Source organism: Chryseobacterium foetidum, from assembly GCF_025457425.1.
GTDB classification, from domain to species: Bacteria; Bacteroidota; Bacteroidia; order Flavobacteriales; family Weeksellaceae; genus Chryseobacterium; species Chryseobacterium foetidum.
Window position 1 is genome coordinate 738,895 of the sequence record NZ_JAMXIA010000001.1, and the last position, 25,891, is coordinate 764,785.

At 37.9% G+C, this 25,891-nt stretch carries 27 protein-coding genes and 1 pseudogene; 11 read left to right on the forward strand and 17 right to left on the reverse strand.

Annotation, left to right across the window (positions count from 1 at the left end; genetic code table 11):
• Window positions 1-114: 114 nt before the first annotated feature.
• Window positions 115-3,108 (reverse strand): LamG-like jellyroll fold domain-containing protein, encoded by a 2,994-nt coding sequence (locus tag NG809_RS03500; protein ID WP_262148114.1) that lies wholly within the window; start codon window positions 3,106-3,108, stop codon window positions 115-117.
• A 350-nt stretch (window positions 3,109-3,458) separates the two neighbouring features.
• On the opposite strand from NG809_RS03500, the gene NG809_RS03505 reads away from it, so the two are divergent.
• Complete coding sequence (locus tag NG809_RS03505) at window positions 3,459-4,034, forward strand: hypothetical protein (protein ID WP_262148116.1); 576 nt, start codon at window positions 3,459-3,461, stop codon at window positions 4,032-4,034.
• Between the two features lie 50 nt (window positions 4,035-4,084).
• Here NG809_RS03505 and NG809_RS03510 read toward each other — a convergent pair whose 3' ends face one another.
• The gene (locus NG809_RS03510) at window positions 4,085-5,062 is read right to left on the reverse strand and encodes an IS110 family RNA-guided transposase (protein ID WP_262148117.1); all 978 of its coding nucleotides are present in this window, start codon (window positions 5,060-5,062) and stop codon (window positions 4,085-4,087) included.
• A gap of 392 nt (window positions 5,063-5,454) precedes the next feature.
• Window positions 5,455-6,321: a helix-turn-helix domain-containing protein gene (locus tag NG809_RS03515; protein WP_262148119.1), complete on the reverse strand. Its 867-nt coding sequence runs from the start codon at window positions 6,319-6,321 to the stop codon at window positions 5,455-5,457.
• A 67-nt stretch (window positions 6,322-6,388) separates the two neighbouring features.
• Here NG809_RS03515 and NG809_RS03520 point away from each other — a divergent pair, with 67 nt between their 5' ends.
• From NG809_RS03520 to NG809_RS03565, 10 genes and pseudogenes are all read left to right on the forward strand, one after another.
• Window positions 6,389-6,955, forward strand: coding sequence for a sugar O-acetyltransferase (locus NG809_RS03520; RefSeq protein ID WP_262148121.1), 567 nt, complete (start codon window positions 6,389-6,391; stop codon window positions 6,953-6,955).
• Window positions 6,956-6,966: 11 nt separating this feature from the next.
• Window positions 6,967-8,145, forward strand: coding sequence for an NAD(P)-dependent alcohol dehydrogenase (locus NG809_RS03525; RefSeq protein ID WP_262148122.1), 1,179 nt, complete (start codon window positions 6,967-6,969; stop codon window positions 8,143-8,145).
• Window positions 8,146-8,155: 10 nt separating this feature from the next.
• A complete protein-coding gene (locus NG809_RS03530; RefSeq protein WP_262148124.1) occupies window positions 8,156-8,629 on the forward strand; it encodes a cyclophilin-like fold protein in 474 nt (157 codons plus the stop codon).
• A gap of 12 nt (window positions 8,630-8,641) precedes the next feature.
• Complete coding sequence (locus tag NG809_RS03535; RefSeq protein WP_262148127.1) at window positions 8,642-9,139, forward strand: cupin domain-containing protein; 498 nt, start codon at window positions 8,642-8,644, stop codon at window positions 9,137-9,139.
• Between the two features lie 87 nt (window positions 9,140-9,226).
• Window positions 9,227-10,384, forward strand: a complete 1,158-nt coding sequence (locus NG809_RS03540) for an aldo/keto reductase (protein ID WP_262148129.1) — start codon at window positions 9,227-9,229, stop codon at window positions 10,382-10,384.
• A 44-nt stretch (window positions 10,385-10,428) separates the two neighbouring features.
• On the forward strand, window positions 10,429-11,175 hold the full coding sequence (locus tag NG809_RS03545; protein ID WP_262148130.1) for an SDR family oxidoreductase: 747 nt from the start codon (window positions 10,429-10,431) through the stop codon (window positions 11,173-11,175).
• 287 nt (window positions 11,176-11,462) lie between these two features.
• Window positions 11,463-12,089 (forward strand): hypothetical protein, encoded by a 627-nt coding sequence (locus tag NG809_RS03550; RefSeq protein WP_262148132.1) that lies wholly within the window; start codon window positions 11,463-11,465, stop codon window positions 12,087-12,089.
• Window positions 12,090-12,209: 120 nt separating this feature from the next.
• Window positions 12,210-12,698 carry a hypothetical protein gene (locus NG809_RS03555; protein ID WP_262148134.1) on the forward strand — a complete coding sequence of 163 codons (489 nt, stop codon included), beginning with the start codon at window positions 12,210-12,212 and terminating at the stop codon, window positions 12,696-12,698.
• A 63-nt stretch (window positions 12,699-12,761) separates the two neighbouring features.
• Window positions 12,762-12,839, forward strand: a pseudogene (locus NG809_RS03560) (Crp/Fnr family transcriptional regulator); the annotation flags it as partial.
• An 86-nt stretch (window positions 12,840-12,925) separates the two neighbouring features.
• Window positions 12,926-13,378, forward strand: coding sequence for a carboxymuconolactone decarboxylase family protein (locus tag NG809_RS03565; protein ID WP_262148136.1), 453 nt, complete (start codon window positions 12,926-12,928; stop codon window positions 13,376-13,378).
• Window positions 13,379-13,699: 321 nt separating this feature from the next.
• Here the strand turns inward: NG809_RS03565 and gcvP are convergent, their stop codons facing one another.
• From gcvP to NG809_RS03635, 14 genes are all read right to left on the reverse strand, one after another.
• A complete protein-coding gene (gene gcvP / locus NG809_RS03570) occupies window positions 13,700-16,558 on the reverse strand; it encodes an aminomethyl-transferring glycine dehydrogenase (RefSeq protein ID WP_262148138.1) in 2,859 nt (952 codons plus the stop codon).
• A gap of 692 nt (window positions 16,559-17,250) precedes the next feature.
• On the reverse strand, window positions 17,251-17,898 hold the full coding sequence (locus NG809_RS03575) for a J domain-containing protein (RefSeq protein ID WP_262148140.1): 648 nt from the start codon (window positions 17,896-17,898) through the stop codon (window positions 17,251-17,253).
• Window positions 17,899-18,341: 443 nt separating this feature from the next.
• Window positions 18,342-18,611 carry a hypothetical protein gene (locus NG809_RS03580; RefSeq protein ID WP_262148142.1) on the reverse strand — a complete coding sequence of 90 codons (270 nt, stop codon included), beginning with the start codon at window positions 18,609-18,611 and terminating at the stop codon, window positions 18,342-18,344.
• A gap of 89 nt (window positions 18,612-18,700) precedes the next feature.
• Window positions 18,701-19,048 (reverse strand): hypothetical protein, encoded by a 348-nt coding sequence (locus tag NG809_RS03585; RefSeq protein WP_262148144.1) that lies wholly within the window; start codon window positions 19,046-19,048, stop codon window positions 18,701-18,703.
• An 11-nt stretch (window positions 19,049-19,059) separates the two neighbouring features.
• Entirely contained in the window at window positions 19,060-19,614 is a 555-nt protein-coding gene (locus NG809_RS03590; RefSeq protein ID WP_262148145.1) for an RNA polymerase sigma factor, read from the reverse strand.
• Window positions 19,615-19,994: 380 nt separating this feature from the next.
• Window positions 19,995-20,438, reverse strand: coding sequence for an SRPBCC family protein (locus tag NG809_RS03595; RefSeq protein ID WP_262148147.1), 444 nt, complete (start codon window positions 20,436-20,438; stop codon window positions 19,995-19,997).
• 198 nt (window positions 20,439-20,636) lie between these two features.
• The gene (locus tag NG809_RS03600; RefSeq protein ID WP_262148148.1) at window positions 20,637-21,065 is read right to left on the reverse strand and encodes an SRPBCC family protein; all 429 of its coding nucleotides are present in this window, start codon (window positions 21,063-21,065) and stop codon (window positions 20,637-20,639) included.
• 58 nt (window positions 21,066-21,123) lie between these two features.
• The gene (locus tag NG809_RS03605) at window positions 21,124-21,957 is read right to left on the reverse strand and encodes an SDR family oxidoreductase (RefSeq protein WP_262148150.1); all 834 of its coding nucleotides are present in this window, start codon (window positions 21,955-21,957) and stop codon (window positions 21,124-21,126) included.
• 344 nt (window positions 21,958-22,301) lie between these two features.
• Window positions 22,302-23,165: a VOC family protein gene (locus NG809_RS03610; protein ID WP_262148152.1), complete on the reverse strand. Its 864-nt coding sequence runs from the start codon at window positions 23,163-23,165 to the stop codon at window positions 22,302-22,304.
• A 9-nt stretch (window positions 23,166-23,174) separates the two neighbouring features.
• Window positions 23,175-23,411 (reverse strand): helix-hairpin-helix domain-containing protein, encoded by a 237-nt coding sequence (locus tag NG809_RS03615; protein ID WP_262148154.1) that lies wholly within the window; start codon window positions 23,409-23,411, stop codon window positions 23,175-23,177.
• A gap of 192 nt (window positions 23,412-23,603) precedes the next feature.
• Window positions 23,604-24,017 carry an SRPBCC family protein gene (locus NG809_RS03620; protein ID WP_262148156.1) on the reverse strand — a complete coding sequence of 138 codons (414 nt, stop codon included), beginning with the start codon at window positions 24,015-24,017 and terminating at the stop codon, window positions 23,604-23,606.
• Between the two features lie 68 nt (window positions 24,018-24,085).
• Window positions 24,086-24,529 carry a VOC family protein gene (locus tag NG809_RS03625; RefSeq protein WP_262148158.1) on the reverse strand — a complete coding sequence of 148 codons (444 nt, stop codon included), beginning with the start codon at window positions 24,527-24,529 and terminating at the stop codon, window positions 24,086-24,088.
• 150 nt (window positions 24,530-24,679) lie between these two features.
• Complete coding sequence (locus NG809_RS03630) at window positions 24,680-25,204, reverse strand: DinB family protein (protein ID WP_262148160.1); 525 nt, start codon at window positions 25,202-25,204, stop codon at window positions 24,680-24,682.
• A gap of 263 nt (window positions 25,205-25,467) precedes the next feature.
• On the reverse strand, window positions 25,468-25,875 hold the full coding sequence (locus NG809_RS03635; protein WP_262148161.1) for a VOC family protein: 408 nt from the start codon (window positions 25,873-25,875) through the stop codon (window positions 25,468-25,470).
• Window positions 25,876-25,891 lie beyond the last annotated feature (16 nt).

Genomic DNA, 25,891 nt, shown 5'->3' on the forward strand with positions numbered 1-25,891 from the left:
ATTATCAGATATAAATATACGAAATCCTGCAATAATTACCAAAAAAAACCGCCTCAGTTGTGAGACGGATTCTCTTCTAATGAATATGAAATTAATTAAGTGTGCTCTTATTTTTTACTGAACGATAATTTTAAAATTGCTGTTCAGATTGTCGCCGGAAACATTCAGAATATAATTTCCTGAAACTCTTTTACCTGCGATATTCAGATGAAAGACTCCGTTTCCGTTTGCTTTCACCTCTTCTTTAAGGATTACTTTTCCGCTCATATCAATAACCGTAGCCGTAAGACTTGATTTTTTATACTCAGGAAGTTTAATGTTGATCTGATCTTTCACAGGATTCGGGTAAACTGATCCTACATTTTTGCTGATGCTGAATTCCGCATTTGCCAACACTGCCTGACTGTATAGGGCATTGATTTCAGCGGGTGTTAAAGCATAATTATACATTTTCAACTCATCAAATGCACCTTTGTAAGGAGCCGAGGCGTTCGCCGTAGACTGGAATTCAAGTTCACCAATGTTTCCGATAACAAAATCACTCGCTTCACCAATTCCACCTACCGCAGTTTCGTCAGTTTCAGTCATGAATACACCATTTCTGTAAATTCTGATCTTGTGAGCCGTAATATCTCTCTGAAGAACCACATGCACCCATGTTCCGTTAAAATACTGGGCAATAGGTGAAGTAATTTCCTTTTTAGTCACATCATCATCGATGGCAAATCTTAACTGGCCACCTTTCATTTCTACATTAAAACGCTTTCCGGTTGCACCCGTTGCTGTATTTTTAGTAATCGAACCCTTACACAATACATAAAGACTCGTTGCAGAAGAAGACGGGATCATACTTGCCGGAGCTTTCATCCAGTAAGAAACCGTGAAAGAATTGGTATTAAACATAATCTGTTCCTGATGCGGAATGCTTGCTATGTAAGGCGTGACTGAAGTTCCCGGAGCGGTAGCCAGATCCAGAGCAAAATTTTCTTTCCCCGGAACCCTTACACTTGCATTGTCGTAAGCTACATTCAAAGTTCCGTTGTTGGCATAAGTAGTTACATCAGCAATCTGCTCACCATCCCCCGGTGTTTCAGAGAAAGGCCAGTTTCCTACCAAAGACGGCGTCAAAGGACGGAAATTCCATACATCACCTGTTACCGAACCAAGAGTATTAGAAGAATCGATTCTCCAGTAATAGTTGGTTGCCGTGCTTAAATTGCTCATCTGATAAGAAGGCGCTGCAGAATAAGGAACCGTTGCCACATTGGTTAAATTCTGTGGATCAGTTCCGAAATAAACCGTAAAGTTGGTTGTATTGGTACTTCCTGTCCATTTTAAAAGTAAATTTCCATTGGCAAAATCTACATTTAAATTATTGTTGGCAGGAGTTGGAGCTGTTGCTTTAGTTGGGGCTGAAGGTACGGGTGGCGTCGTCACAGAAGTATTTGACGAATATACCGAAGAATCTGTGGCATTTACGGCTTTAACTCTGTAAAAATACTGCGTATTTGGCGTAAGACCACTGTCATTATAACTTGTAGAGTTAGCAGGAAGTGTAGCAATCACCGCAAAATTATTTGCATTGGAAAGCGAACGTTCCAAAACATAACTGGTTTCATTGGTAGCATTATCTGCCCAGTTCACCGTTAAAGAACTTGCAGCCGGTGTTCCCGAAGTAAGTGCATTGGTGAAATTCACTCCCGTTGGCGGATTTACAAAATCCGGTGCAACCGTATTCGGAAGACTGTTGATGTACACTTCTATATTCAGATAAGGTGCGTTGGTGGTGCTGACGTTTAAAGCATCAGCAACGTTTGGATTTAATCCGTTTGCGGTTTCCCAGGCATCCGGCATACCGTCATTATCTGTGTCTAAAGGAGCCGGCGCGCCGTAGATGTGACCTGCACCACCGTTCACAAAACCGTATTGTGCAGTTAAGTCAGACTGTACATAAACGTATGCGGCTGAAGTTCCTTTCGTTTCCAAATCTGAAATCATCAGCTGATCTACCTGATCTCTTTTAGGATAAGATGCTCCTACACTTGCCACCACTTTATTGTATGCTTCCAGAGCAGATAATGTCGGGTTTTTCATCGGATAATCATACGAAGTTGTTTGTATCGCATTGATATCTCCAACAGGGAATCCCGTTAAATCCTGTGGAACTAAAGTACCATCTAAAGTGCCGTTTTTATTATTGTCAAAATAATTTCCCGGACCGTAGAGATTAAAGTTGGCATTTCCCACACTGAAAGGTGTTGTCACCGAATTGCTTGTGTGCGGGCCTCCGATAAAGTAATTGTTGATGATATTTACAAAAGAACTTCCGGCAGAATCTCCACCCATGATATACGCTTCACCGGATTGTGTATGTCCGTAAGTATTGCCGTAATTCCCCCAGTTGTAAACCACATTGTTCACAAACTCGTTGATTCCTTTTACTTTGTTGTTACGGGTTTTATTGGAAGTGTATAAATTTCCGATAAGACTGATTTTTCCTCCTGCAGATGGCTGCATCAACCCTCCTGCAGAGTGGTTGTGACGGTGAAGACCCTGCCCCATAATAGAGTTCTGAATAGTAATATTATCCGGGCTGTTTCCGTTGTTATCCCAGTTGATAGAGAAAACCTCATCGGTTCCCCAGCTGAAAGTCATGTGATCCAAAATGATATTGGCACCATTTGAAATCCCTGATGCATCCTGATTCTGAGCCGTGCCACCATATCTGATACGGACATATCTTGCGATGGTATTATTTGAACCTGAAAAAGAAACTCTGGAACCTAAAAATAAAATCCCTTCTCCGGGAGCGGTTTGCCCTGCAATTGTAGTATTGGGAGCAACTGCAATCACGGACTGCGGAGTGATAATTCCTCCCACCTTAAAGATCACAAATCTTCCCGGCTGGCTCACCGCATCACGGAAAGAACCAGGTCCGCTGTCATTCAAATTCGTTACCAGATAGATCTGAGGATTGGCAGCACCTCTTGCCCCTGTCGTAAATCTTCCGAAACCTGTAGCTTCGGGAAAAGCCAAAGTCTGCGCATCTAAACCCGCCGCGGATAAAGTCAATCCACATACCAGCAAAGATTTTAGAGCTTGCTTCATGAGTAAAGTTTTCTTGTTCATTTAATATTAATTTTGTGTTAACCAATCTACCCACATTGGCAAATATGAGCATCCTGCCCCATCCTGCTACCTTATTAAAAATCAAATAATTACGTTTTAAATCATATTATTTACACTAAGTTAAATTAATTTTAATGGACTGAAAATCATTGGGAGAAAGGAGTCGATAATATTAATTTTAATGAAGCTTAAAACTTAATTTTTTCTATAAAGTTAATTGACTTGAAGGGATTTTAATGAATCAACTGTTGAAGATTTTTGTTATATTTGATTATAGTTTGGATTGACGCAATGCGTCAATCTGAAAGTTATCTGCAATTAAAAAAACTATGGATATTAAACGAAACCTTTACATTTTAAAAATTCTTAAAGAATCATTTGGAGAAAATCTAACTGACCCTGTTATAAAAAGTAGTATAAGTTTTTCAAATTATTGGACAGAATTTGAAGAAATGATTTCACAACATAAAATACAAACTAATCCAGATATAAAAAGACTAGCACAAGCTCGTGGAGTTGATTTATTTCAGAAAACTAGAATATTCAGTTTTCTAAATATCATTTTCTTTATTTCTGGAGTAATTTTTCTTTTTTTTAATTGGAAAGTATCTACTGTTCTTTTTGCAATTCTTCTAATAAATTTCATTTACATAAAATCTTTGAAGAAAAAATTAATTCAAAATGAAATTAATATTTTCAACGAAGTTATGATGAACAAAGAAAATGATACCGAAAGATTTATAGAAATAATTAAATATTATTGTACGGGTGGAATACAACTTATTACTGAAAAAGGAAGTGCTTTTCTACCAGTATTACCTGAAACTTGTATTACTGGAGTTCAAACATTTCCTCATCATAAATATGAAGAAGAAAAAAAAATACTTGAAAATTATAAAGAATAAAGTGAAAAGATAACTGCAGATAACATGAACTGTGTAAAAAACCAAACATTTTAGGCACTTTTTACAAAAAAATTATCCTGGTACGCTGTTTTGTTTTTTACCACCCCAAATACAATCTTGAGCAGCTTGTTGCACACTGCAATTACAGCTGCTTTTTTGTTTTTTCCTTTCTCTACCAGTCGGTCAAAAAGGGTCTTACATTGAGCATTGGTCTTCTTCGCATTTAGGGCACACATGTACAGAATATGGCGCAACTGTTTTCCGCCCTGTTTGCAGATACGGACCCGTCCACGGATGCTGCTTCCGCTCCGATATTCTGTGGGACTCAGACCTGCATAAGAGATCAGTTGTTTATACGAATTCATGTCTTTAAAACCTTGGGTATAGATGATCAGTTCTGCTGCAGCTCTTCTGCCAATGCCTTTTACGCTGGTAACCAATTTCAACATTTCTGCTTCCCAGGCAATGAGTTTCTGTTGCAGAATTATCTCTAAATTCAACTTCTCTTCCCGAAGTTTTTTGATGATTTTCTCAAAGCTTTTTTCAATCGTTTTTGTATCAAAAGGACACTTTTTAATGCTGTGAATCTGATTGCTGAACTTGGTAATTTCTTTCGTCAGATCATGGATCGCATTATTTAAAGAACGGCACTCAAAGTACTCTGTATCGGGCATTGCGTAAATTTCAGGTCGGCGTTCAACACCATATTCATAGATTCGTTTCGCATCTTTTTTGTCTGATTTATTGCGTTCCAAATGCATCTGGATGTAGCGCTTGATCTGCAGCGCATCCACAACACTGAAAGCAATATTCTGTTCCTTTAAAAAGAAAATCAAATGAAGGTGATAAACTCCCGTAGCTTCCATCACAAAGTGAGTTTCCCGGCCTGCTGATCGGATCATTTTCCGAAATCCGGTAACCGTATTTGTGACCTGTAAATGTTGAAGAACTCCTTCTTTATTTTTAAAATAAAGATCTAACGTCTCGCTGGAAACATCAATACCGCAGTAGTTGTTTTTTTCTTCCATTTTTTATACTTTTATTCTTTCTTGAGAGAACAATTCTTGACTGCAACCAACGATCCTAACACGAACTTTATGTTCAAATAAACTGTACGGTTTCGAGCAAGAAAATGAGCAGGGATAATCATGTTAGTGAAGCTTAAATGCTTAAAGGGTTTGCCTATCTTATTCTGCTCATTCGTTCTTTCTTTTTTATAGTTTATATTTAATAAATTTAAGGAATTGCAAACATAGGAAGGGTTTTGCAATAGTGGGGCGAAACTGCAAAGTTCAACGATATTTCTTCGGTTCAACTCTTGTACAAAATTGAAGATTTGTACTTCGATTGCCCCACCATCGCAAAGCCCCGAAACATTAGCGGAAACCCTACCAAGCCAACGCAAAACGACAGACATTGGCTACCTCACCCTATTCCTAAACGCACTCGGGCTCACGCCCAAAACCTTTTTCACGTATCTTGTAAAAAACGAGCGGCTCGAAAAATGCATTTCGTCGGCAATTTCGGAGATGTTCAGGTTTTGGTTTTGCAGTAAAATCAACAGGCGTTCTTTGGCGTGGCGCTGTATCCATTCCGATGCGGTAATGCCTGAGTGGATTTTGCAGAGGTGGTTGAGATATTTGGGTGTGATGTTCAGCATATTGCTGTAATACTGCACTTCCCGCTCTGTGAGGCAATGCTGCTGCAACAGATGGATGAATTGCTGGTACAGCGTTCCTGTTTGCAGGCTGTGGCGGCGCTGCTCGTATTCATTAGCAAAAGTTTGCCACATTTCCAGGATGAAAATGCGCATTTGAAGGTTCAGTGCTTCATCGTAAAAGCGGTGTTCCGTTTCATTAAAACGCTGGTTCATCCATTTGAAATTGTTCAGAATTCTTTCTTTTTCTTCCATCCCCGCAATATTTTTTACCGGAAAAACCCTCGAATGTAATTGCGCATTGATACTCCATCCCTGGTCTGGAATATTATCGGTAAGAAAATCTTTTTCCACCAGCAGCACAGTGGCTTTAAACCCTTTACTGGTCTGTATTTGCGCCAGTCTGCTTTCGGCAAACCAAAACAGAAACTGTCCGGCTTTGCAGGTCATCGGCGTTTCATTAAACAAAAATTTGATGCTTCCACGATGGCAGAACAAATGCGTATGATACTGTTTCAGCATACTTTCAGTAAAAGCAGTATCGTCTTTTATTTCAAGAAAAATGATTTTTGGAAGGGTATTTTTCGGCATCGCAACAATTTTAAAACTAAAATACGTAATATTTGACATTTTTTGCGCTATAAATGTAACAAAACACGGTTTGCATCTGGCTACCTTTGTCTGTAAAAATAAGACAATGGCAACAGCAGATATTTTTGAACGGTTGAGAAATGGCGAAACCATTTCTTCCAGCGATGCCGAAGCATACAAAATGCGTGAAGCTTCGTTTGCAACAAAAAAACTGGCGGTACAGATGAATACCGCTACTGAACCATCAGAAATCAGACAGATTTTAAGCCATATTACAGCAACGGAAATTCACGAAAGTGTTACCGTTTTTACGCCTTTGCACATCAATTACGGAAAGCATACCAAAATAGGCAAAAATGTATTCATCAATTTCGATTGTGTGTTTCTCGACTTGGGCGGCATTACCATTGAAGACAATGTATTGATTGCACCAAAAGTGAGTTTGCTTACCGAAGGGCATCCCATCAATCCTGCAGAAAGACAATCCTTAGTTCCAAAACCTATCCATATCAAAAAAAATGCGTGGATTGGTGCCAACGCAACCATTCTGCAAGGGGTAACGATTGGCGAGAACGCTGTTGTAGCAGCAGGTTCAGTTGTTTCAGCGGATGTTCCGGACAATGTTATCGTAGGTGGAATTCCTGCAAAAATTATTAAAAATATCTACACTTAAAACGAAAAAATATGTCAAACGATAATCACAATTCCCGAAGAAAATTTATACAACAGACAACGATTGCGGGTGCAGGTTTGGCGCTTGCCGGACCGCTGCAGATTTTCGCACAAACCAATAACAGAACAATGAGTAAAAATATAAAAGCAAGAGGCTACGCAGGAAAAGATGCAGCCGGAAAAATGGCGCCGTGGAATTTTGAAAGAAGAGCCGTGGGCGACAATGATGTTTTAATTGAAATTAAATATTCTGGTATTTGCCATTCGGATATTCATACCATAAAAGGCCATTGGGGACCGCAAAAATATCCGCAGGTTCCGGGGCACGAAATTGCAGGTATTGTAACGGCGGTTGGTAAAAATGTGACCAAATTTAAAGTGGGCGACCAGGCCGGTGTGGGCTGTATGGTAAACAGCTGTATGCAATGCGAAAGCTGTAAAAGCGGCGAAGAACATCACTGCGAAACAGGCGGAATGGTAGGCACGTATGGTACGCCCGAAGCCTCATCGCCTACCGGAATTACCCAGGGTGGCTACGCCAACAATATTGTGGTAACCGAACATTTTGCCATTAAAATCCCTAAAACCATTGACCTGAAATATGCAGCGCCACTGCTTTGTGCGGGTATCACCACCTATTCGCCAATGATGAAGGTCAATTTCAAAAAAGGAGATAAAATCGGTGTGATTGGCATCGGCGGTTTGGGGCATATCGCTGTGAAATTAGCCGTATCGAAAGGTGCGGAAGTGTATGCATTTACCACATCGCCTTCAAAAGTAAATGACATTAAAAGTTTTGGGGCAAAAGAAGTTATCGTGGTACAATCGGCAACAGATTTACAGCCGTACAAAGGTAAACTCGACTTTATGATTTCTACCGTTCCGTATGCGTTTGAAATGTCGCCTTACATCGACTGTGTGAAAAAGTACGGCTATTTCACGCAGGTTGGACAGCCTGTAAACGGCGAATTGACCATCAATAATTTCAATATGATTTTTAACCGTGTCAATTTCAACGGCTCGCTGATTGGCGGTATTCCCGAAACCCAGGAAGTGATGGATTACTGTGCCGACAACAGAATTTATCCGCAAATCCAAATCATTAAAGCCTCAGAAATAAACGATGCGTGGGACAAAGTGGTGAATAAAGAAGCGAGATACAGATATGTAATTGATGCCTCAACATTTTAAAATAACAGGTATGAAATCTCTAATACCAATTATCGCCGTTCTGTTTACATTTTCCTGTTGCACCGCAAGTTGCAGTAAAGAAGATGAACCTACTTCAACCGAAAATAACGGCAGTGTAAACACCAATCCATCCACAACAAAAATGAAAATTACCATTGGCACCGCAGTTTTTACCGCAACGCTGTACGGCAATTCAAGTGCGACAGCTTTTAAACCCCTGTTGCCCCTTACGGTAAATATGGCAGAATTGAATAGCAACGAAAAATACTTCGATTTACCCAATCCGCTTCCCACCAATGCATCGGTTGGTGGTGCAATTAAAAACGGCGATTTAATGCTGTACGGAAGCAATACGCTGGTGCTTTTTTATAAAAATTTTAATACCTCTTACAGCTATTCAAAACTGGGAAATATCGATAATCCTACCGGGCTTGCCGAGGCTTTGGGCAATGGAAATGTGGTGGTGAAACTTGAGAACAATTAAATATCAATCATAATGAAAAAGAATTTAAAAAACTTTTCAGTGATAGCCGTTTTGGCGATAATCCTGCTATCGTGCAACAATAAAAATCAGGAAAAAATGGAAACAGATAAAAGTGAATTAACAGAAATTTTCCCGAAAGGCGAAAAAGGGGCAAGCGAAAATTTTACCGGAAATGCCTACAATATTGGTTTGGTAGATGCAGACAGTCTGCTCACAACGGCGGTAGGCAATGTCTATTTTGAACCCGGCGCAAGAAGCAATTGGCACAGTCATCCAGCCGGACAGATTTTAATTATTACAGACGGAATTGGCTACCATCAGATAGAACGACAGCCAATTGAAGTCATAAAAAAAGGAAGTGTGGTAAAATGCCCACCCAACGTCCGTCATTGGCACGGAGCCAGTGCAGAGGTAGGTTTACAGCAACTATACATCGTCCCCAACACCGAAAAAGGAATTGTAAACTGGCAGGAAGTTGTGACGGATGAAGTTTATAAAAGTGTAAAGTAATTTGTTGAGAACAACTTCTGGCAAAGAAAAATCAACTGTTTATAAACGCTGTAAAATCATTTATATAACTGATAAAAAGTGGCGAATATGAAAAATGAAAATAAAAAAACCAATCCCCTAATGCGGAGAGACTTCCTGAAAGCGGCTTCTGTATTGAGTTTGGCAACAGTAGCTTCGGGAACGCTGATGAGTTTTGGTTCATCGGACAGGAATGTTGCTGACAAGAAAATGAAAGACAACAACCTTGGTACTATACTCACTAAAAAGAGGACCTTGGGCTCGAAAAAAAATCCTTTGAAGGTTTCTGCAATTCAGTTGGGTTGTATGGGTATGCACACGGGTCGTGGCGTTCACCCAGACCATAAAACAATGTTGAAACTGATACGGAATGCGGCAGAACGTGGCTGTGATTTTTTTGATACTGCCGAAGTGTATGGTCCATACATCAATGAAGAACTCGTGGGCGAAGCTATGAAACCCCTCCGAAATCAAGTAGCAATATCCACAAAATTCGGATTTGCCATTGATGGTACCAATGCTTTAAACAGCAAGCCGGAGCATATTCGCAAAGTGGTGGAACAATCGCTCAAACGTTTGCAAACCGACAGAATTGACCTTTTGTATCAACATCGGGTAGATAAAAATGTTCCGGTTGAGGATGTTGCCGGAACCGTAAAAGACCTTATAAAAGAAGGAAAAGTATTGCATTTCGGGCTTAGCGAAGCAAAGGCAGAAACCATCCGGAAAGCTCACGCCGTTTGTCCAGTAACGGCGGTGCAAAGCGAGTATTCTTTAATGACCAGACTGCCGGAAGAGTTTATTTTTTCTACTTTACAGGAGCTGGAAATAGGTTTTGTGGCATACAGTCCGTTGTGTAGAGGTTTGTTGGGCGGAAATTTGAATGAATATTCTGATTTAAAAACAAATGATATTCGTGGAGCCTGGCCAAGATTTCAGCCCGATGCTATAAGGCAAAACCTTCGCATTGTAGATGTGTTGAATGAATTTGGCAAAACGAGAGGAATGACCTCTTCCCAAATATGCCTCAGCTGGATGCTTTCAAAATATCCTTTCATCGTTCCATTACCCGGCACCACCAAACTTTCACATTTAGAAGAAGATTTCAGAGCCGCAGATTTTACATTATCTCTGGCAGAAATTACTGAACTTGAAACCAAAATAGCAAAAATAGGAATTGTTGGAGACCGCTACGATGCCAAACAGCAGGCACAGGTAGAATACTGATACTTGCCTGGAAGAAATCATTTAAAATAAAATAACAATCAATTATGGAAAATAATATCAAAAATAAAGTAATAGTTATTACCGGTGCAAGCAGCGGAATGGGCGAAGCTGCCGCAAAACATTTAGCTGAATTGGGTGCAACAGTAGTTCTTGGCGCAAGAAGAGCCGAAAAAATTGAACAGTTAGCAAAACAAATCAATGAAACCGGCGGAAAAGCACTTGCCGTAAAAGCAGACGTAATCCATCTGGAACAGGTAAAAAATCTTGTAGATACGGCTGTAAAACAATTTGGCAAAGTAGATGTGATTTTAAACAACGCCGGAATAATGCCTTTGTCGCCTATGGACAGAATTAATGTGGAGGAGTGGAACTCGATGATAGATGTGAACATAAAAGGTGTACTGAATGGTATTGCTGCGGTTCTTCCGTATATGAAGGAACAAAAATTTGGTCAGATTATCAACACAGCATCTGTTGCCGGTCATAAAGTGTTCAATGGTTCTGCTGTTTATTCTGCTACCAAATATGCAGTTCGTGCCTTAACCGAAGGCCTGCGAATGGAAGTGAAACCCTATAACATCCGTACCACGATTGTCTGCCCCGGAGCTGTAAAAACAGAATTGCTGGAACATATTTCCGAAGCAGATATTCAGCAGGCCAATAAAGATTATGTGGGCGAAGTGGGCATCAGTCCGGACAGTTTTGCCCGTGTAGTAGCTTTCGCCATCAGCCAGCCAGAAGATGTGGATATTAATGAAGTTATTTTTAGACCGACGGCGCAGGAGATGTAATAGATTTATTTCTATAAAAAATGAGGTTTACGTTGGTTTTTTTGGTAAAACTGAGGTAATTGTTTACTACTGAAACTGAAGATTTTTTAGAACAAATTTAAAATCAGACAGAACTAAGAAGAAGGGCATCCGCTAACAAGGTATTGGCAAAAGCAGGGCTGAAGTGCAAACTTCGGCTTTTGTGCTTCTATTGAACTTTTGTACATTAGCCGAACGGTAGTGCTTCGATTGCCCTGCCTTCGCCAATACCCGAAACGTTGGCAGTAATGCTGAAAATCCGACGAAATATGAAACACACGACAATAATATTTGTATTTTTATTGCTTCTTTCCTCAATAACTTTTGGACAGACAAAAAAAGATTTGGTCATTGACTTTATGCTTCGTGGAAACATTTATGCTCAATCAAGCATTGAAGATTCTACCGCTTTGGGTGGATTTGGTGGTTCAGAAAACTTACCTAAAATTATTAACGCCAAGAATGATTTTTCCGAAAATGGTTTGTTTTTAAAAATCGACACGACAAATTTAGTTACAATAAATGACAAATTTAATGGCTACAGATTTTATATCGTCAACAAAAGCGACACCATTACCAAACTTGATGCGTCTGACAGCCGACTTTATGTTATAGCAGAAGTATTATACAAAAATGAGTGGAAACCGATAGAATATTTGCCAAGTAGTTCGTGTGGAAATAGTTATCACCAAGTTTATTTAAAACAAAATGAGTATTGGGAATTTACTGTTCCGAAATTTTCAGGAAAGATAAATACCAAATTAAGATATAAACTTATGATAGGCGAACAGAAATATATTTACTCAAACGAAATATTGACAAGTATTAACAAAAATCAACTAAAACAAAAACAAGGACATAAACCTAATGGAATTATGGACCCATATAACGATTGACAAAGCACTACTGCCAACATGAACTGTGAAAAAATCAAACATTTTAAGCACTTTTTATAATAAAGCAATATTTAAAAAGCTGTATCCTAACAAGATTATAAGACAAAACACAAAATTTTAATGAATCAAATCCGCAATAAAAATTCTTACGAAATTTTAGTTTATGATTTTACTGGAGAAGTCTATGTGATTTGTCCGAATTGTGATAAAAAAGCAATCGTAAAATCTGAAAAATTTTATGATGAAAATGTGAAAGTAATTTGTACGTATTGCGGGTTCAGTAAAACTCCTGAAAAAGAATATAGTGGACATTCAAACATAAAAAATCCTAATAATTTATTTAAAAATATAGTTGTAATTGGAGGAGGAATTGACCCATATTTTCAATTACCATTATGGCTATCAATGTACGTTGGAGAAAATTTATTTTGGGCACATAATTATCAACATTTGAACTTTATCAAAGCTTTTGTTTCGGCTAAACTGAGAGAAAGAAATATTGAAAATATGAGTAACAAAAGCTTAGGAAGCAGGATACCAAGATGGATTGCATCGCATAAAAACAGAGATTTAATTCTCAAAGCTATCGAAAAACTTGAAAAAAAATAATCCTGTTGCTAGCGTGAACTGTGCAAACATAAATCAAAACTCCAAGCTGTGAGAAATCATTGCGAATTTATGCAACGTGTTCCCCAATATTTAATCGCTTCTTATCCAGGTTTCACTCCCGAATATTTAAGCGAAATCTGAAGGAGGCTTCTTTCTTAAACCAGTTTAAGTTTTTTTATTTTCTTATTTTCCAATTTTGCAGTAAACAATTTTAAAAGAATTATATAATGCAAAAACGATTTAACTTTAAGGAAGTTGCACCAAGCGCACTAAAAGCAATGGTTGGTTTAGAAATGTATCTTTCAAAGGCTTCAATATCTGAAACAGCCAAAGATCTTATAAAGATCCGAGCATCACAAATTAATGGCTGTGCCTATTGTATTAACATTCACACTCAAGAGGCAATTAAAAATGGTGATACAAACCAACGAATTTTTTTATTGAATGCTTGGAGAGAGGCTGAAGATATTTTTACGGAAGAAGAAAAAGTAGTGTTGGCGATAACGGAAGAGATAACATTAATCCATCAAAATGGATTGTCAGATGACACCTATTCAACCGCATTACAGTTTTTTAGCGAAAGTCAAATTGCAGATATTATAACTGCCATAATTACCATTAACCTCTGGAACAGGGTCGTATTAAGTACTCACTTACTGATAGGACAAAGTCTGGCATAGGAAGAACTTTATGTTCAAACAAACCTGTATGGTTTCGAGCAAGAATATGAGCAGGGATAATCATGTTTGTGAAGCCTAATTCTTAAAGCATTTGCAATCATATTCTGCTCATTTTTTCTTTCTATTTTATAGTATTATATTTAAGGAATTGCAATCACAGGATAAAATGCACAAACATAAATCAAACAATGACAGTTTTTTAAAGAATTTATTACAATCAAAAGTAAATGTTTTAAATAAAACTCCACTCAAAAAAATTTTACGCTAAAAAAAAATCCCTCTCAAAACTGAAAGGGATTTATTATATAAAAAAACTTTGAATTACATATAAGCTTCAATCGGCTCACAAGTACAAACCAGGTTTCTGTCTCCGTAAGCTTCATCAACTCTTGAAACTGAGGCAAAGAATTTGTGCTCTCTTACCCAATCCAAAGGATAAGCTGCTTTTTCTCTGCTGTAAGGTTTGTCCCAGGAATCAGAAATAACGATCTGCTCGGTGTGAGGAGCGTTTTTCAGTACGTTGTTTGCTTGGTCTGCTTCACCATTTGCGATCTCGTCAATCTCCTGTTTGATTGAGATAAGCGCTTCAGCAAAACGGTCGATTTCAGCTTTGTTTTCAGATTCTGTTGGTTCGATCATCAATGTTCCGGCAACCGGGAAAGAAACCGTAGGAGCGTGGAAACCATAATCCATCAGTCTTTTGGCAACATCAGCCACTTCAATTCCTAAAGATTTGAACTGTCTGAAATCTACGATACACTCGTGTGCAACCCTACCCTCAGTATTTGAGTATAAGATTGGGAAGTGTTCTGCTAAAATTTCTTTTAAATAGTTAGCATTTAAAATTGCGTGCTCAGTTGCTTTTTTCAATCCGTCAGTTCCTAACATTTTAATGTAAGAATAAGAGATATTCAGAATTAAACCTGAACCGTAAGGCGCAGCAGAAATACCTTCAATCGAATCTTTAGTTCCCACTTTAATGTTCGCATTTGATGGTAAGAAAGGAACCAAATGTTTAGCCACGCAGATTGGGCCTACTCCAGGACCTCCACCTCCGTGAGGAATAGCAAAGGTTTTGTGAAGATTTAAGTGACAAACGTCTGCACCAATATTTCCAGGACTTGTGTATCCTACCTGAGCGTTCATATTGGCACCGTCCATATAAACCTGTCCGCCGTGCTCATGAACAAGCGCTGTAATCTCTTTAATGTTGGCATCAAAGAATCCGTAAGTCGACGGATAGGTAATCATCACGCAAGATAAATTTGCAGAATGCTGTTCTGTTTTTGCTTTGAAATCTTCGAAATCTATTTCTCCGCTTTCAAGGTTTTTAACAACAATAATTTTCATTCCAGCCATTGCTGCAGAAGCCGGATTGGTTCCGTGTGCAGACTGAGGAATAAGCACTACATTTCTGTGACCTTCGCCTCGTGAAATGTGATATTCTCTTATCACCATCAAACCTGCATATTCTCCCTGAGCCCCTGAGTTTGGCTGAAGTGAAGTCCCCGCAAAGCCGGTGATTTCAGCCAAATCCTTTTCAAGTTCAAGAATCATTTCCTGATATCCTTTCGCCTGGTCTACAGGTACGAAAGGGTGCACACTTCCCCACTCACCCCAAGATAGAGGCAACATTTGAGTCGCTGCGTTCAGTTTCATTGTACAGGATCCCAAAGAAATCATTGAGTGCGTTAAAGAAAGATCTTTTCTCTCCAAACGTTTGATGTAACGCATCAATTCTGTTTCTGTATGGTATTTGTTAAATACTTCTTCCGTCAGAATTTCGTCTTTTCTCAACAAATCATCAGGAATACTGTATTCCTCTTTCAATTCTAATTTTGAAACCTGTTTTTCTTTAAAATAACCGAATGAAGACATCAGATCGTCAAGCTTCTCAACTGTCGAACTTTCATTGATGGCGATACTTACAACACCTTCTGTGAAATAATTCAGATTGATCTTATGATCCTTCATCATTCTGAGAAGTCTTGTCTTTTCTTCTTCACTCATAAAGATTTTTACAGTGTCAAAGATCGGCTCTTCTGCAACATCATAACCTAAGGTTACTAATCCTTTTTTAAGTGCATTGGCTTTATAATGAATCTGATCTGCGATGAAATTTAATCCTTTCGGACCGTGGTAAACAGCGTACATTCCAGCCATAACAGCCAAAAGAACCTGAGCCGTACAGATATTTGACGTAGCTCTCTCTCTTTTGATATGTTGCTCTCTTGTCTGCAAAGCCATTCTCAAAGCACGTTTTCCGTAAGCATCCTGAGAGACCCCGATAATTCTTCCCGGAATATCTCTTTTGTACTCTTCTCTACAAGAGAAAAATGCTGCGTGAGGACCACCGTAACCCATCGGTACACCAAATCTCTGTGAAGTTCCTACCGCACAGTCAGCACCCATGGAGGCCGGAGATTTCAGTTTAACTAAAGCCATCGGATCACAAGCTAAAACAACCTGTAGATCTAATTTTTTATATTCTACAATATCTTCTGTATAGTCTAAAACGATTCCGTTTTTACCAGGATACTGTAATAAAACTCCATAGAAAGAAGCATCCAACTGGTGAGCTTTGTGATCTCCCTGTACGATTTCTATTTCTAAACCTTCTGCTTTAGTTCTAAGAACCGAAACAGTTTGAGGCAACACCAAGTCTGAAATAAAGAACTTGTTTGCTCCTGCCTTCTTCTGATCTTTTGTCCTGTTATTAAAAAACATGTGCATTGCTTCTGCTGCTGCCGTAGACTCATCCAGTAAAGACGCATTAGCCAAAGCAAAACCTGTCAGGTCACAAATTACGGTCTGATAATTAAGCAAAGCTTCCAGTCTTCCCTGTGCAATTTCTGCCTGGTACGGCGTGTAGGCTGTGTACCAGCTTGGGTTTTCAAAAATATTTCTTTTGATAGCCGCCGGTAAAAGCGTATTGTGATATCCGAAGCCGATATAATTGGTAAAATCAGCATTTTTCATAGCCAGTTCTTTTGAATGTCGAATCATTTCGTATTCTGAAAGTGGTTCTGAAATGTCTAAATCCTTGGCTAAACGGATGGAAGAAGGTATTGTTTGGGAAATTAACTCCTCAATACTTGAAACGCCAACTTTTTCCAGCATCGCCTGTTTATCGGCTTCATTTAAGGAAATGTGACGGCTCACAAACTGTTCTGTATTCATTTTTTATATTAGATTTTGTTTGTAAAAAAAGATTCGTAAAATTACGTTTTTTTAAGCAGATTCACAACCTAAGTCGCTGTCGGCGATTGGCTTTTTACAATTGACATTAAAATATTAGTTTTGAAACTTCGCAATGTCTGATTAAAGGTGATAAAATGGAATTTATTTAAATCTTCTATGGAAGCGATTTTACCTGATATCCCATGAAATACTGACTCTTTCTGAACATAAAAAACCCATTTTTTTTTGCATCTGACTGTTTTTTAGTTTCACAAAAACCGTTTGACTTCGTCGAATTTTCGATTTCACTCAGAAAAGCTAACGACCTTTTTACGTGATGATATATTTAAGATTTCTTTGCAATTTAAAGCCAAAAACATTCTCAAATCATTTGTTAATCAGCATTTAAAGAAAATTGAAATTTTATTAATTATATTTATTCTAAATTAATATATTTGCAGTATGAATATGACTGTACCTTTCAAAATTGCTCCTTTGGCTCCCGCATTTCAATTGAATACTGAAGAAATCTTCTGTGGCGATAAAAAATCTTGCTGTAAGAAATTCAAAAAAGGAAAGCGTTGCAAGAAATGCCCGGGGAATAAGAAGCTGGCTTAGAGCTGAGTGTTGGATGATGGAAGTTTGCAATTCGGAAACTTTGAACTTTGAATTCTGAATTTTAAACCTTGAATTTACACAGCATCAATAATCCAAAAATAAATAAGAATTGCTAAAATAATAATTCCCCAGATCAAAAACATGATCTTAGGATAACCTCTTTTATTAATCACTGTTCGTGATTGTGGTTTAAATAATTCCTCCGCTCTGTCTCTGAATTTCTCACCGTCAGATTCAAAAACTTCTGTAATCGTAATTCCCTGAACAACCGTCTTATGCAAAAGTGAATTGGTCGCATGCAGCAGCAGCTGGAACTTTCCGTTTTTGAATTCAGTGATCTTAAAAACTCTTTCTCCGTAAGCTTTCTCCAATCCAAAGGGTAAAACTTTCACTACATCAGTGTTCTGTGTCTGCCATGTGATGATGATTTCCTCTCCTTTTTTCGCATGAATTTTATTTGCCGAAAAAGTTTTAATCGATGGCGGAACGGTATATCTGAAACTTTTCTGTAAACTTTCTAAATTCTGATCGTAGGTAATTCTTCTCCCTTTATCACTCAGCGTTTCATACGCTTCCTGAATTTCTTTAAAACGATCGGCAAAAAAAACATCGTTTTGGTTTTTATCGGGATGGTATTTTAATGAAAGTTTTCTGTATGATTTTTTGATGTCTTCATCCGAAGCATCACGAGAAATCCCGAGAAAATAGTAATAGTCTTTCATTTAGGCTAACAAAAATAAGGATTTTGTTTTTGTGGCAAAAATAATGATGCCACGAATGCACATATTTATGACGCTGGTCATTTTTTAAACGCAAAGTTCGCTAAGGGTTCTTTAAATAATTGAGAATATTATTCGTTCGCAAAACGAAGTTTCGCCGATTCAAAGGTAATTAAATTTAAAAATGAGGTGTTTCACTCAGCAAAGCAAGACTTATTTTTCACTTTAATATTTACCGAGTTTGTCATTCAGAAGGAATGTAAACTATTATTTAGATTCGTTGCAGAAGTTCCTCCGGAAATCAAAGATTCGACGTAGTCAATGACAAACGTTGTGTTGATTTGAATTTAAGGATATTTGTGCATTCGTGGCATAAAATATTCACCAAAAAAATTCCGAAACAAATCTGTATCGGAATTCAACAATTTCAATTTAGTTATTTTTGATTATGCTTCTGCAAAATCTTCTTTTCCCGCATTTTTTCGGCAACATCTCGAAGCAAATTCTTTTTTGAACTTCCCTTTCAGTTCCTGATATTGCTCTTCATCCATTTCTCTGATTTTGTCAGCCAACCCGAAAGGTGATTTTTCTTTGATTCCGTATTCGTTGAAAATACCTCTTACAAATCTTTTTCTTTCGATAACTTTTTTGGCAACCATTGCAACTCCGGCAACGGCAAGTGCTCCAAGAACACCTTTTAATACTGAATTTTTCATTTTCTTAAATTTTAAATTTTACTACTTCTTGTTTTTATAATGACGAATTCGTTTTGATTTTTACTTTACTACTTCTTAAAAATTTTAAACTACTCGTTTGTTTTTTTGTTGCGGTTGAAGAATCCGTTTTCGCATTTCTGTCTCCAAACTTCTTTGAATTTTTCTTTTTCTTCGTCAGACATTCCTTCCATTTTATGCTGCAGATGCTTCTCCTTCATATCCCTCATTCCTCTTCCGAATTTTCCGTGAAAACCCCCAAAAAGAATTTTACTCAACACCAAAATTCCCATCGCCTGCCAGTAATTAATCGTTTTCACACCAATAACTTCAGGCAAAATGCAGTTCCAGAGCCACATCACAATCAGCCCAACAGCAAGGAAAATCAATGGCGGACATAAAATTAAAAGTGCCCAGCTTTTTTTATATTTATTGTTCATTTTATTTATTTCTAATTATTTAAATCTTCGTACAACTGTCTCAATCTGTTTCTCAAATGCTTCACCGCGTAATTTTTGCGGCTGATGATGGTTTTTATGTTTTCTCCCTGTTCATCGGCAATTTCCTGTAGCGTTTTGTCGTTCAGCTCATTTTCCATGTAAACCAGTTTCTGTTTTTCAGGAAGTTCTTCTAAAGCTTCAAACAATTTTTTCCAAATCTCATCCTGAAACATTTTCACATCCGGTCCGGCACTTTCATCCAAAAGCAAAATATCTTTTATAGAAAACGAACCATCTTCATCTTCGTAGACGAAATCCTCAAGATTTTCAGTTTTCTTTTTCCTGTATTTGTCTATGATTTTATTGGAAGTGACGCGATACAGCCATCCGCCGACATTTACAATTTCAGAAAGATTGGTCAAACTGCTGAACTGATACCAAACCTCCTGCAGAATATCCTCCGCATCTTCGGTATTTTTCACTTTCGGGCGAATAAAAGACATCAGTTTTCCGCCGTAATTCGATACGGTCTGCGAGATGATATTTTCTTTCTCCTTTTTTGGCATTGTTATTTTCTCGGCAATCTCCATATTGCTATGACGATTGTACTTTTTATTTTACTTTAATGAATGTAAAGATTTTTTCTGACATTACAATTTTTCGTCTGTCAATCAAGTTTTTGTAGATTCTTTTTCAGGAGCTAATCCGGCTATCCACTATTACTCCTCGCAAGCCCGCCTGCCCTGAGCCTGTCGAAGGGCTTGCTGTGGGGTAACCGTTACTATCCGGGCTAGGAGACAATTCCGCTAAATTTCAATCTTTTTTTTTCGCTAAAACCTGTAAATCTAAATTCTTATTTTTAGAAAATTCAATAGTATACAAACAACCCTGCCAGCGTTTGAAACGCTGGCAGGGTTCGATGAGTATATTTTTTATTTAGAAAATTCTAGTTTGCTTCTGCAAGATTCTTCACTACTTCAAGACCTTGTGTAAATCCTTTATTCATGTGCTCACGCCAGTCTTTTTCCACCTGAACTTCCACATGGAGTTTGGTTTGTCCGTCGTAATCGATGAGAATATACTTTTCAAAACATCCGCTCCATTGTTTGATTTCCATACTCTCGGTGTCTTCTACTCCATCTTTGTCCACCATTCCCAGATGTTTAAAAATAACCTGATCCGGTTTTTCCAAACTGTCGATGGTTGAGACCATTCCTTCCCCTTCAGGATTGGTAAAATAGGTTTTTCCGCCGACTTCCCAATCTGTTTTCATTTGCGAACCCGGACTGAAAAACTGCGTCCACTTTCCATAATTTTCGTTTCCGAAAAGTGCGTCCCAAACTTTTTCTTTTGGGGCATTGATGATGATTTCGTAATCTAATGTTTCCATATTTTTGTTTTTTTAAATGTATTTAAAAGTATTTTCAATGTTTTTTCACACAAGTGGACATGAAATTTATTTCAAATTACTGAGAATATTCCAAGCAAAATTGAAATTCTTGATTCAGTAGCAAAATCAGATCATTTTCCAATACAAACTGAAGATTCATCTCGTGAAAATTCGAAAAAATTCGGGTCATTCGCAAAATTACAGTTGATTTTCAGAAAGATGCTTCACATTTTGGATTGCCATAGGAACTTTTTCTTCAAAAAAACTTTTAAATTCTTCAGAACTGTTTATCTCTAATCTTAGCTTTGTAGAGTATTCTGTTTCTTCAAGAAAGTAAGATTCCGTTGCGTCGCCCCAATCCATAGGGGTTTCGATACCACTGTAAATTTCCCCAAGATGCAGAAAAACCATTTCTTTCTGCGGAATGTTTTTTACTACTTTACTGAACATTCCATTATTATCAGGATCTAAAAACTGTACTTTACTGTCTTCTTCCAAAGTTCCTATGTAAAAAGAGCCTTCTGTGAACGCCGATGTCCATTGACGGTAGGAGAATTCGTCCCAAAGCACACTCCAGACCTTTTCGGGAGCAGCATCTATTGTAATTTCAAATTTTAAAAGTTGCATATTGTTTAGTTTAGGTTTAGGCTGAGGTTAAGGTTAAGGTTGAGATTGAGATTGTGGATTATCCGCCGACGAAATCGCCGCCGTTGATGTGGATAATTTCTCCGGTGATGTAACTTGAATCTTCTGAAGCCAGAAAAACGTAAGCCGGTGCAACTTCCGAAGGCTGACCTGCCCTTTTCATAGGAGTATCTTTTCCGAAAGATGCAATATCTTCAAAAGTTTCTTTCACTAATGGTGTCCAGATTGGTCCTGGCGCAACTCCATTCACGAGGATTTTCTTTTCTGCTAAATTGACGGAAAGTGATCGGATAAATGTCGCGATCGCACCTTTCGTTGCCGAATAATCGATAAGATGATCGCTGCCGCGATAGGCCGTCACCGACGTCGTGCAGATAATTCTTCCGCCTTTATTCATCAAATCTAAACAATCTCTGGTGAAAGAAATCATGGAAATAATGTTAACATCAAATGTTTTTGAAATTTGGTCATCCGCTATTTTTTCAAAATCGATTTTCGGAAACTGAATTCCTGCATTATTAACCAGAATATCTAAAGTTTTCCATTGTTTTTTAATCCTTTCAAGACATTTGGTTCTGAATGCTTTTTTAGAAATATCACCTTTCATCAGAATACATTGCTGACCTTCTTTTTCAACGAGTTTTTGAGTTTCTTTGGCGTCTTTATCATTTTCCTGATAAATAATGGCAATGTCTGCTCCTTCACGTGCAAAATGGACTGCAACTGCCTGACCAATTCCACTGTCACCACCTGAAATGACAGCTTTTTTATTCAGTAATTTTTTACTTCCTAAATAATTTTTACGGATAATCTCCGGATGAAGTCCATCTTTCGGGACTTTTGATAATGATTTTGACTTGTTCTGCGTCTTCATAGGCAAATCTTTTCGGTGAAAGTATCAAACAGCAAGCCGAAACGGGGCGGGATGAGGGTTTAAGGTTTGAGATTTGAGATTCAAAATTTAAAGTTGTAATTTAGAGTTTAATGAAATAAAAGTGATATTTCTTTAATTAACTCTAATTATCTTTTTTGACACTCGAAATTTTTCGCATTGTCCCAAAAAACCTAACCACTTGTCACTTCTTATTTTCCGTTGCATCCAAGCCGCTCAGCAAAACCTGAAACACGAAAATAAATATGCAAAAAACCGAAACTGCCCTTCCAAAACTCAAAATTCGAATCCCGAAACACGAAACACAAAACACGTAACCCGCATCTTCACCCCGTATACGCCTCCTCCAAATCTTTAATCACAATTTTCTGCATTTTCATCATTGCCTGAACGACTTTCTGTGCTTTTTCCGGATTTGAATCATTCATCAGTTCAATTAGTCTTTTAGGAACAATTTGCCAGCTTACACCAAACGGATCTTTCAGCCAGCCGCACATACTTTCCCTGCCTCCGTTTTGAGTTAAAGAATTCCATAGGTGGTCGGTTTCCTCCTGATTACCGGTCATCACAACGATTGAGATGCCTTCGTTGAAATCAAATTTGTGGTCGTAGGAATTGTCCATGCAGAAAAAACTGTAACCGTCGATTTCAAAATGAGCATGCTGTATATTTTCCGGAACTTCGTGATTTTCATCGCCAACGCCTTCTCCATACTTCAAAACTCCGCCGATTTTTGAATCAGGAAAAATTTCAGTGTACAATTCCATTGCTTCTAGCGCTTTTCCGTTGTTTTGGTGGATATACATCAATGTCGGAACAATTTTCTGTTCGCCCTGTTTTTCACCTAAATAGACCTGCCACGTCACTCCATATTTATCGCGGACCCAGCCGTATTTCTTGCTCCATGCGTATTCGCCAAGCTCCATGAGAACGATTCCGCCATTAGATAACTGATCCCAATAATTCTGAACTTCATCTTCAGTTTCACACAAAACCATAAATGAGATAGATGCATTTTTCTCGAATTGCGGACCGCCATTCAGCAACATGAGTTTCTGTCCGAAAAGTTCAATATTTAAAACGACGGGAGTATCTGCTGTAATTTTTCCGCCAAAAACTTTGCAGTAAAATTCTGCTGATTCTTTCGCATCTTCGTTATACCAAAGGCAAGGAAATATGTTGTTATTCATAATTGAAGTCTAAGATTTTAAAGAAACATTTTTTTCTTTAAGATGATTTTTAAGTTTTAGCATTGCATTTTTTCCGAAACCGTGCAGTTTCATAAGCTCAGATTCTGAAAAGCCGCAAAGTTTTTCCAGAGAATCTATTTTTTCTTTTGCCAATGCTCTTCTAGCAGGCATGGCAATAATTCCGTGCAAAAATGAGTTCTCCAGATTTGAACTCTCCGGATTAAAATTTTTAAGACTTTTTGCCATAGTTATGAGATTAATAATGATGAAAAATTTTATTAGTTTATTAAGATCATAAGTATTAGTGAGTAGACCTTGGTAACTTTTGTTTAATGTACATCCTTCGAAAAACTCAAAGTGGTTATCTTTTATTCAAATATTTCAGACAAATCCCGCAGAGGCTCTTTACTGTCAAAACATAAGCCTGAATTTCATTATTTAATTATTTTCAACATGTTTATGAAAATTATTTAAAATCGCATACCAACCTTCACGCTGCATCTCTACAGAATTCTGAGTTTCAGGATCAAAACTGATTTTTATTTTCGTTGTATTTTCGTCAATCTCTTCAAAAATAATTTCTACTTTCCGGCCGTCTTCCATGTGGTATTTAATTAATTGGTTTTGTTCAACTTCATCATAAACTCCCACAAAATCAAACCCGAAACTTCCGTCCTTGGCTTCCATTCTGTTGTTGAATTTTCCACCAACCCTCAGGTCATTTTCCGATTTTGGGCATTCCCATGATTCATGTGCAAAGTTCCATTTAACAATATGTTCTGGGTCGTTGTAATAATCCCAAACTTTTTCTACAGGTGCTAAAATCGTGATGTCTATATTAATCTGATCCATTTGTTTCTGTTTTTTTAGTTTAAAATAAGGGCGACTTTAGCCACCCTTTTTGTTTCTTTAAATATAGTTTATTTTGAGCCTTCGTAGCCCTGATCTGTAGAAAAATTGATCATCCAATAGACTCCGAATTTATCCTGAAAACTTCCGAAATAATCGCCCCAAAACTGGTCTTCCAACGGCATTTCAATATTTCCATCCTCAGATAATGCTTTGAAAATTCTATCGGCATCTTCTCTGGAATCGGGGAAAATTGAAACATAATTATTGTTTCCAACGGTTAAATTCTGTCCGAATGACGGCACAATATCCGAAGCCATCAAAAGGTCGCCACCCACAGGAAGTGCGATGTGCATCACCCGGTTCTTCTCTTCGTCTGAAAGATTTTCGGTACCGGGAGCATTGCCCATTTTGTGGACTCCGCCCACGAACTCGCCGCCGAAAACGGATTTGTAAAATGTTAAAGCTTCTTCGGCTTTACCGTCGAAATTGAGGTAGGGATTTAATTTAGGCATAATTTTAATTTTTAGGTTAAGGTTTAAGATTTAAGGTTCGGGATGCGGGATGCGGGATTTCGGATCTAGGTTTTAGACCTAACATTTTATCAGAAAATAATTTTTAATCCGAAATCTCGAAACACGAAACACGTATCCCGAAAACCAGAATTAATATTTCATGTTTTCATCAAAGTCGTATTTCATTCCTTCGTAATTGAAAATTCTGCGCATCAAACCGATTTGTCCGGAAAGATAATCTTCGCGACCGATGCACATTCCCACAAAATTGAGAACGTTTTCGGGAAAGAAATCGATGTTCATTCCCATTGGAAAGTCTTTGTCTAAATCTTCATCGCTTGTCTCCAGTAATTTATTGTACAACAATGGCGAAATGTGATGAAAACTTTTTTTGAGCTGCTCCAAAGTCGGATATTTAAAACTTTCGTCCAAAGCTTTTCCTTCAGCGAAATATTCTTTGAACTCAAATTTTTCTTCCAGTCCGAGCACATTTCCCATGGCGTAGCGCATGTCGAGCCAATTTCCGACCATCCAGATGATGTGGTTGGTGCGTCCTTCTATTCTTTTCAAAGCATCTTCTTCAGAAATTCCGTCGAGAACCATCAGAAAATTCTGACTGTGACCGCGGAATGCAGGAATGATGATGTCTAATTTTTGTGATTTTGGTTGGTCCATAAATATTTGAGATTTGAGGTTTGATATTTGAGATTTTTGTGTTCCTACAGATTGCACAGATTTACACAGATGATTGTAGGAATTAATTTGAAATTTGAGGTTTGTATTCGCACAGATTTCACAGATCTGCACGGATGATTATGATTATTAATTGTGGTATTCCTGAATAATTTTAAACTTTATCTCACGCAGATTTTACGGATTGAGCAGATGTTTTTCACATTTAAATCTTTTGTATCAGCTCGATCTGCGGGAGTTAGAATTTACTCTGTCGGCATCTGAGACATATCTGCAAAAGTGACGTTCCAGCCGTGACCGTTGATGTCCCAGAACGAGTTTTGATACATCCAGCCATAATCCTGCGGTTCTTCATGTTGTGTTGCGCCATTTGCCACTGCGGTGTTGACAATCTGATCAACTTCCTCACGGGAATCCATGCCGAGTGCTACCAAAACCTGCGTGGTGTCGCCCTTGGGAACGGGTCTTTCGGAAAACGTCATAAAATATTCTTCGGTAATGAACATTACGCAGATATTTTCGCCCAAAATAAAACATACCGCCTTTTCATCTGAAATATTTTCATTCACCGGAAAACCCAGATTCGTCCAGAATTCCTTTGTTTTCGGAATATCTTTTACCGGAAGATTCACATAAATTTGATTGATTTTCATTTTATTTAAATTTATA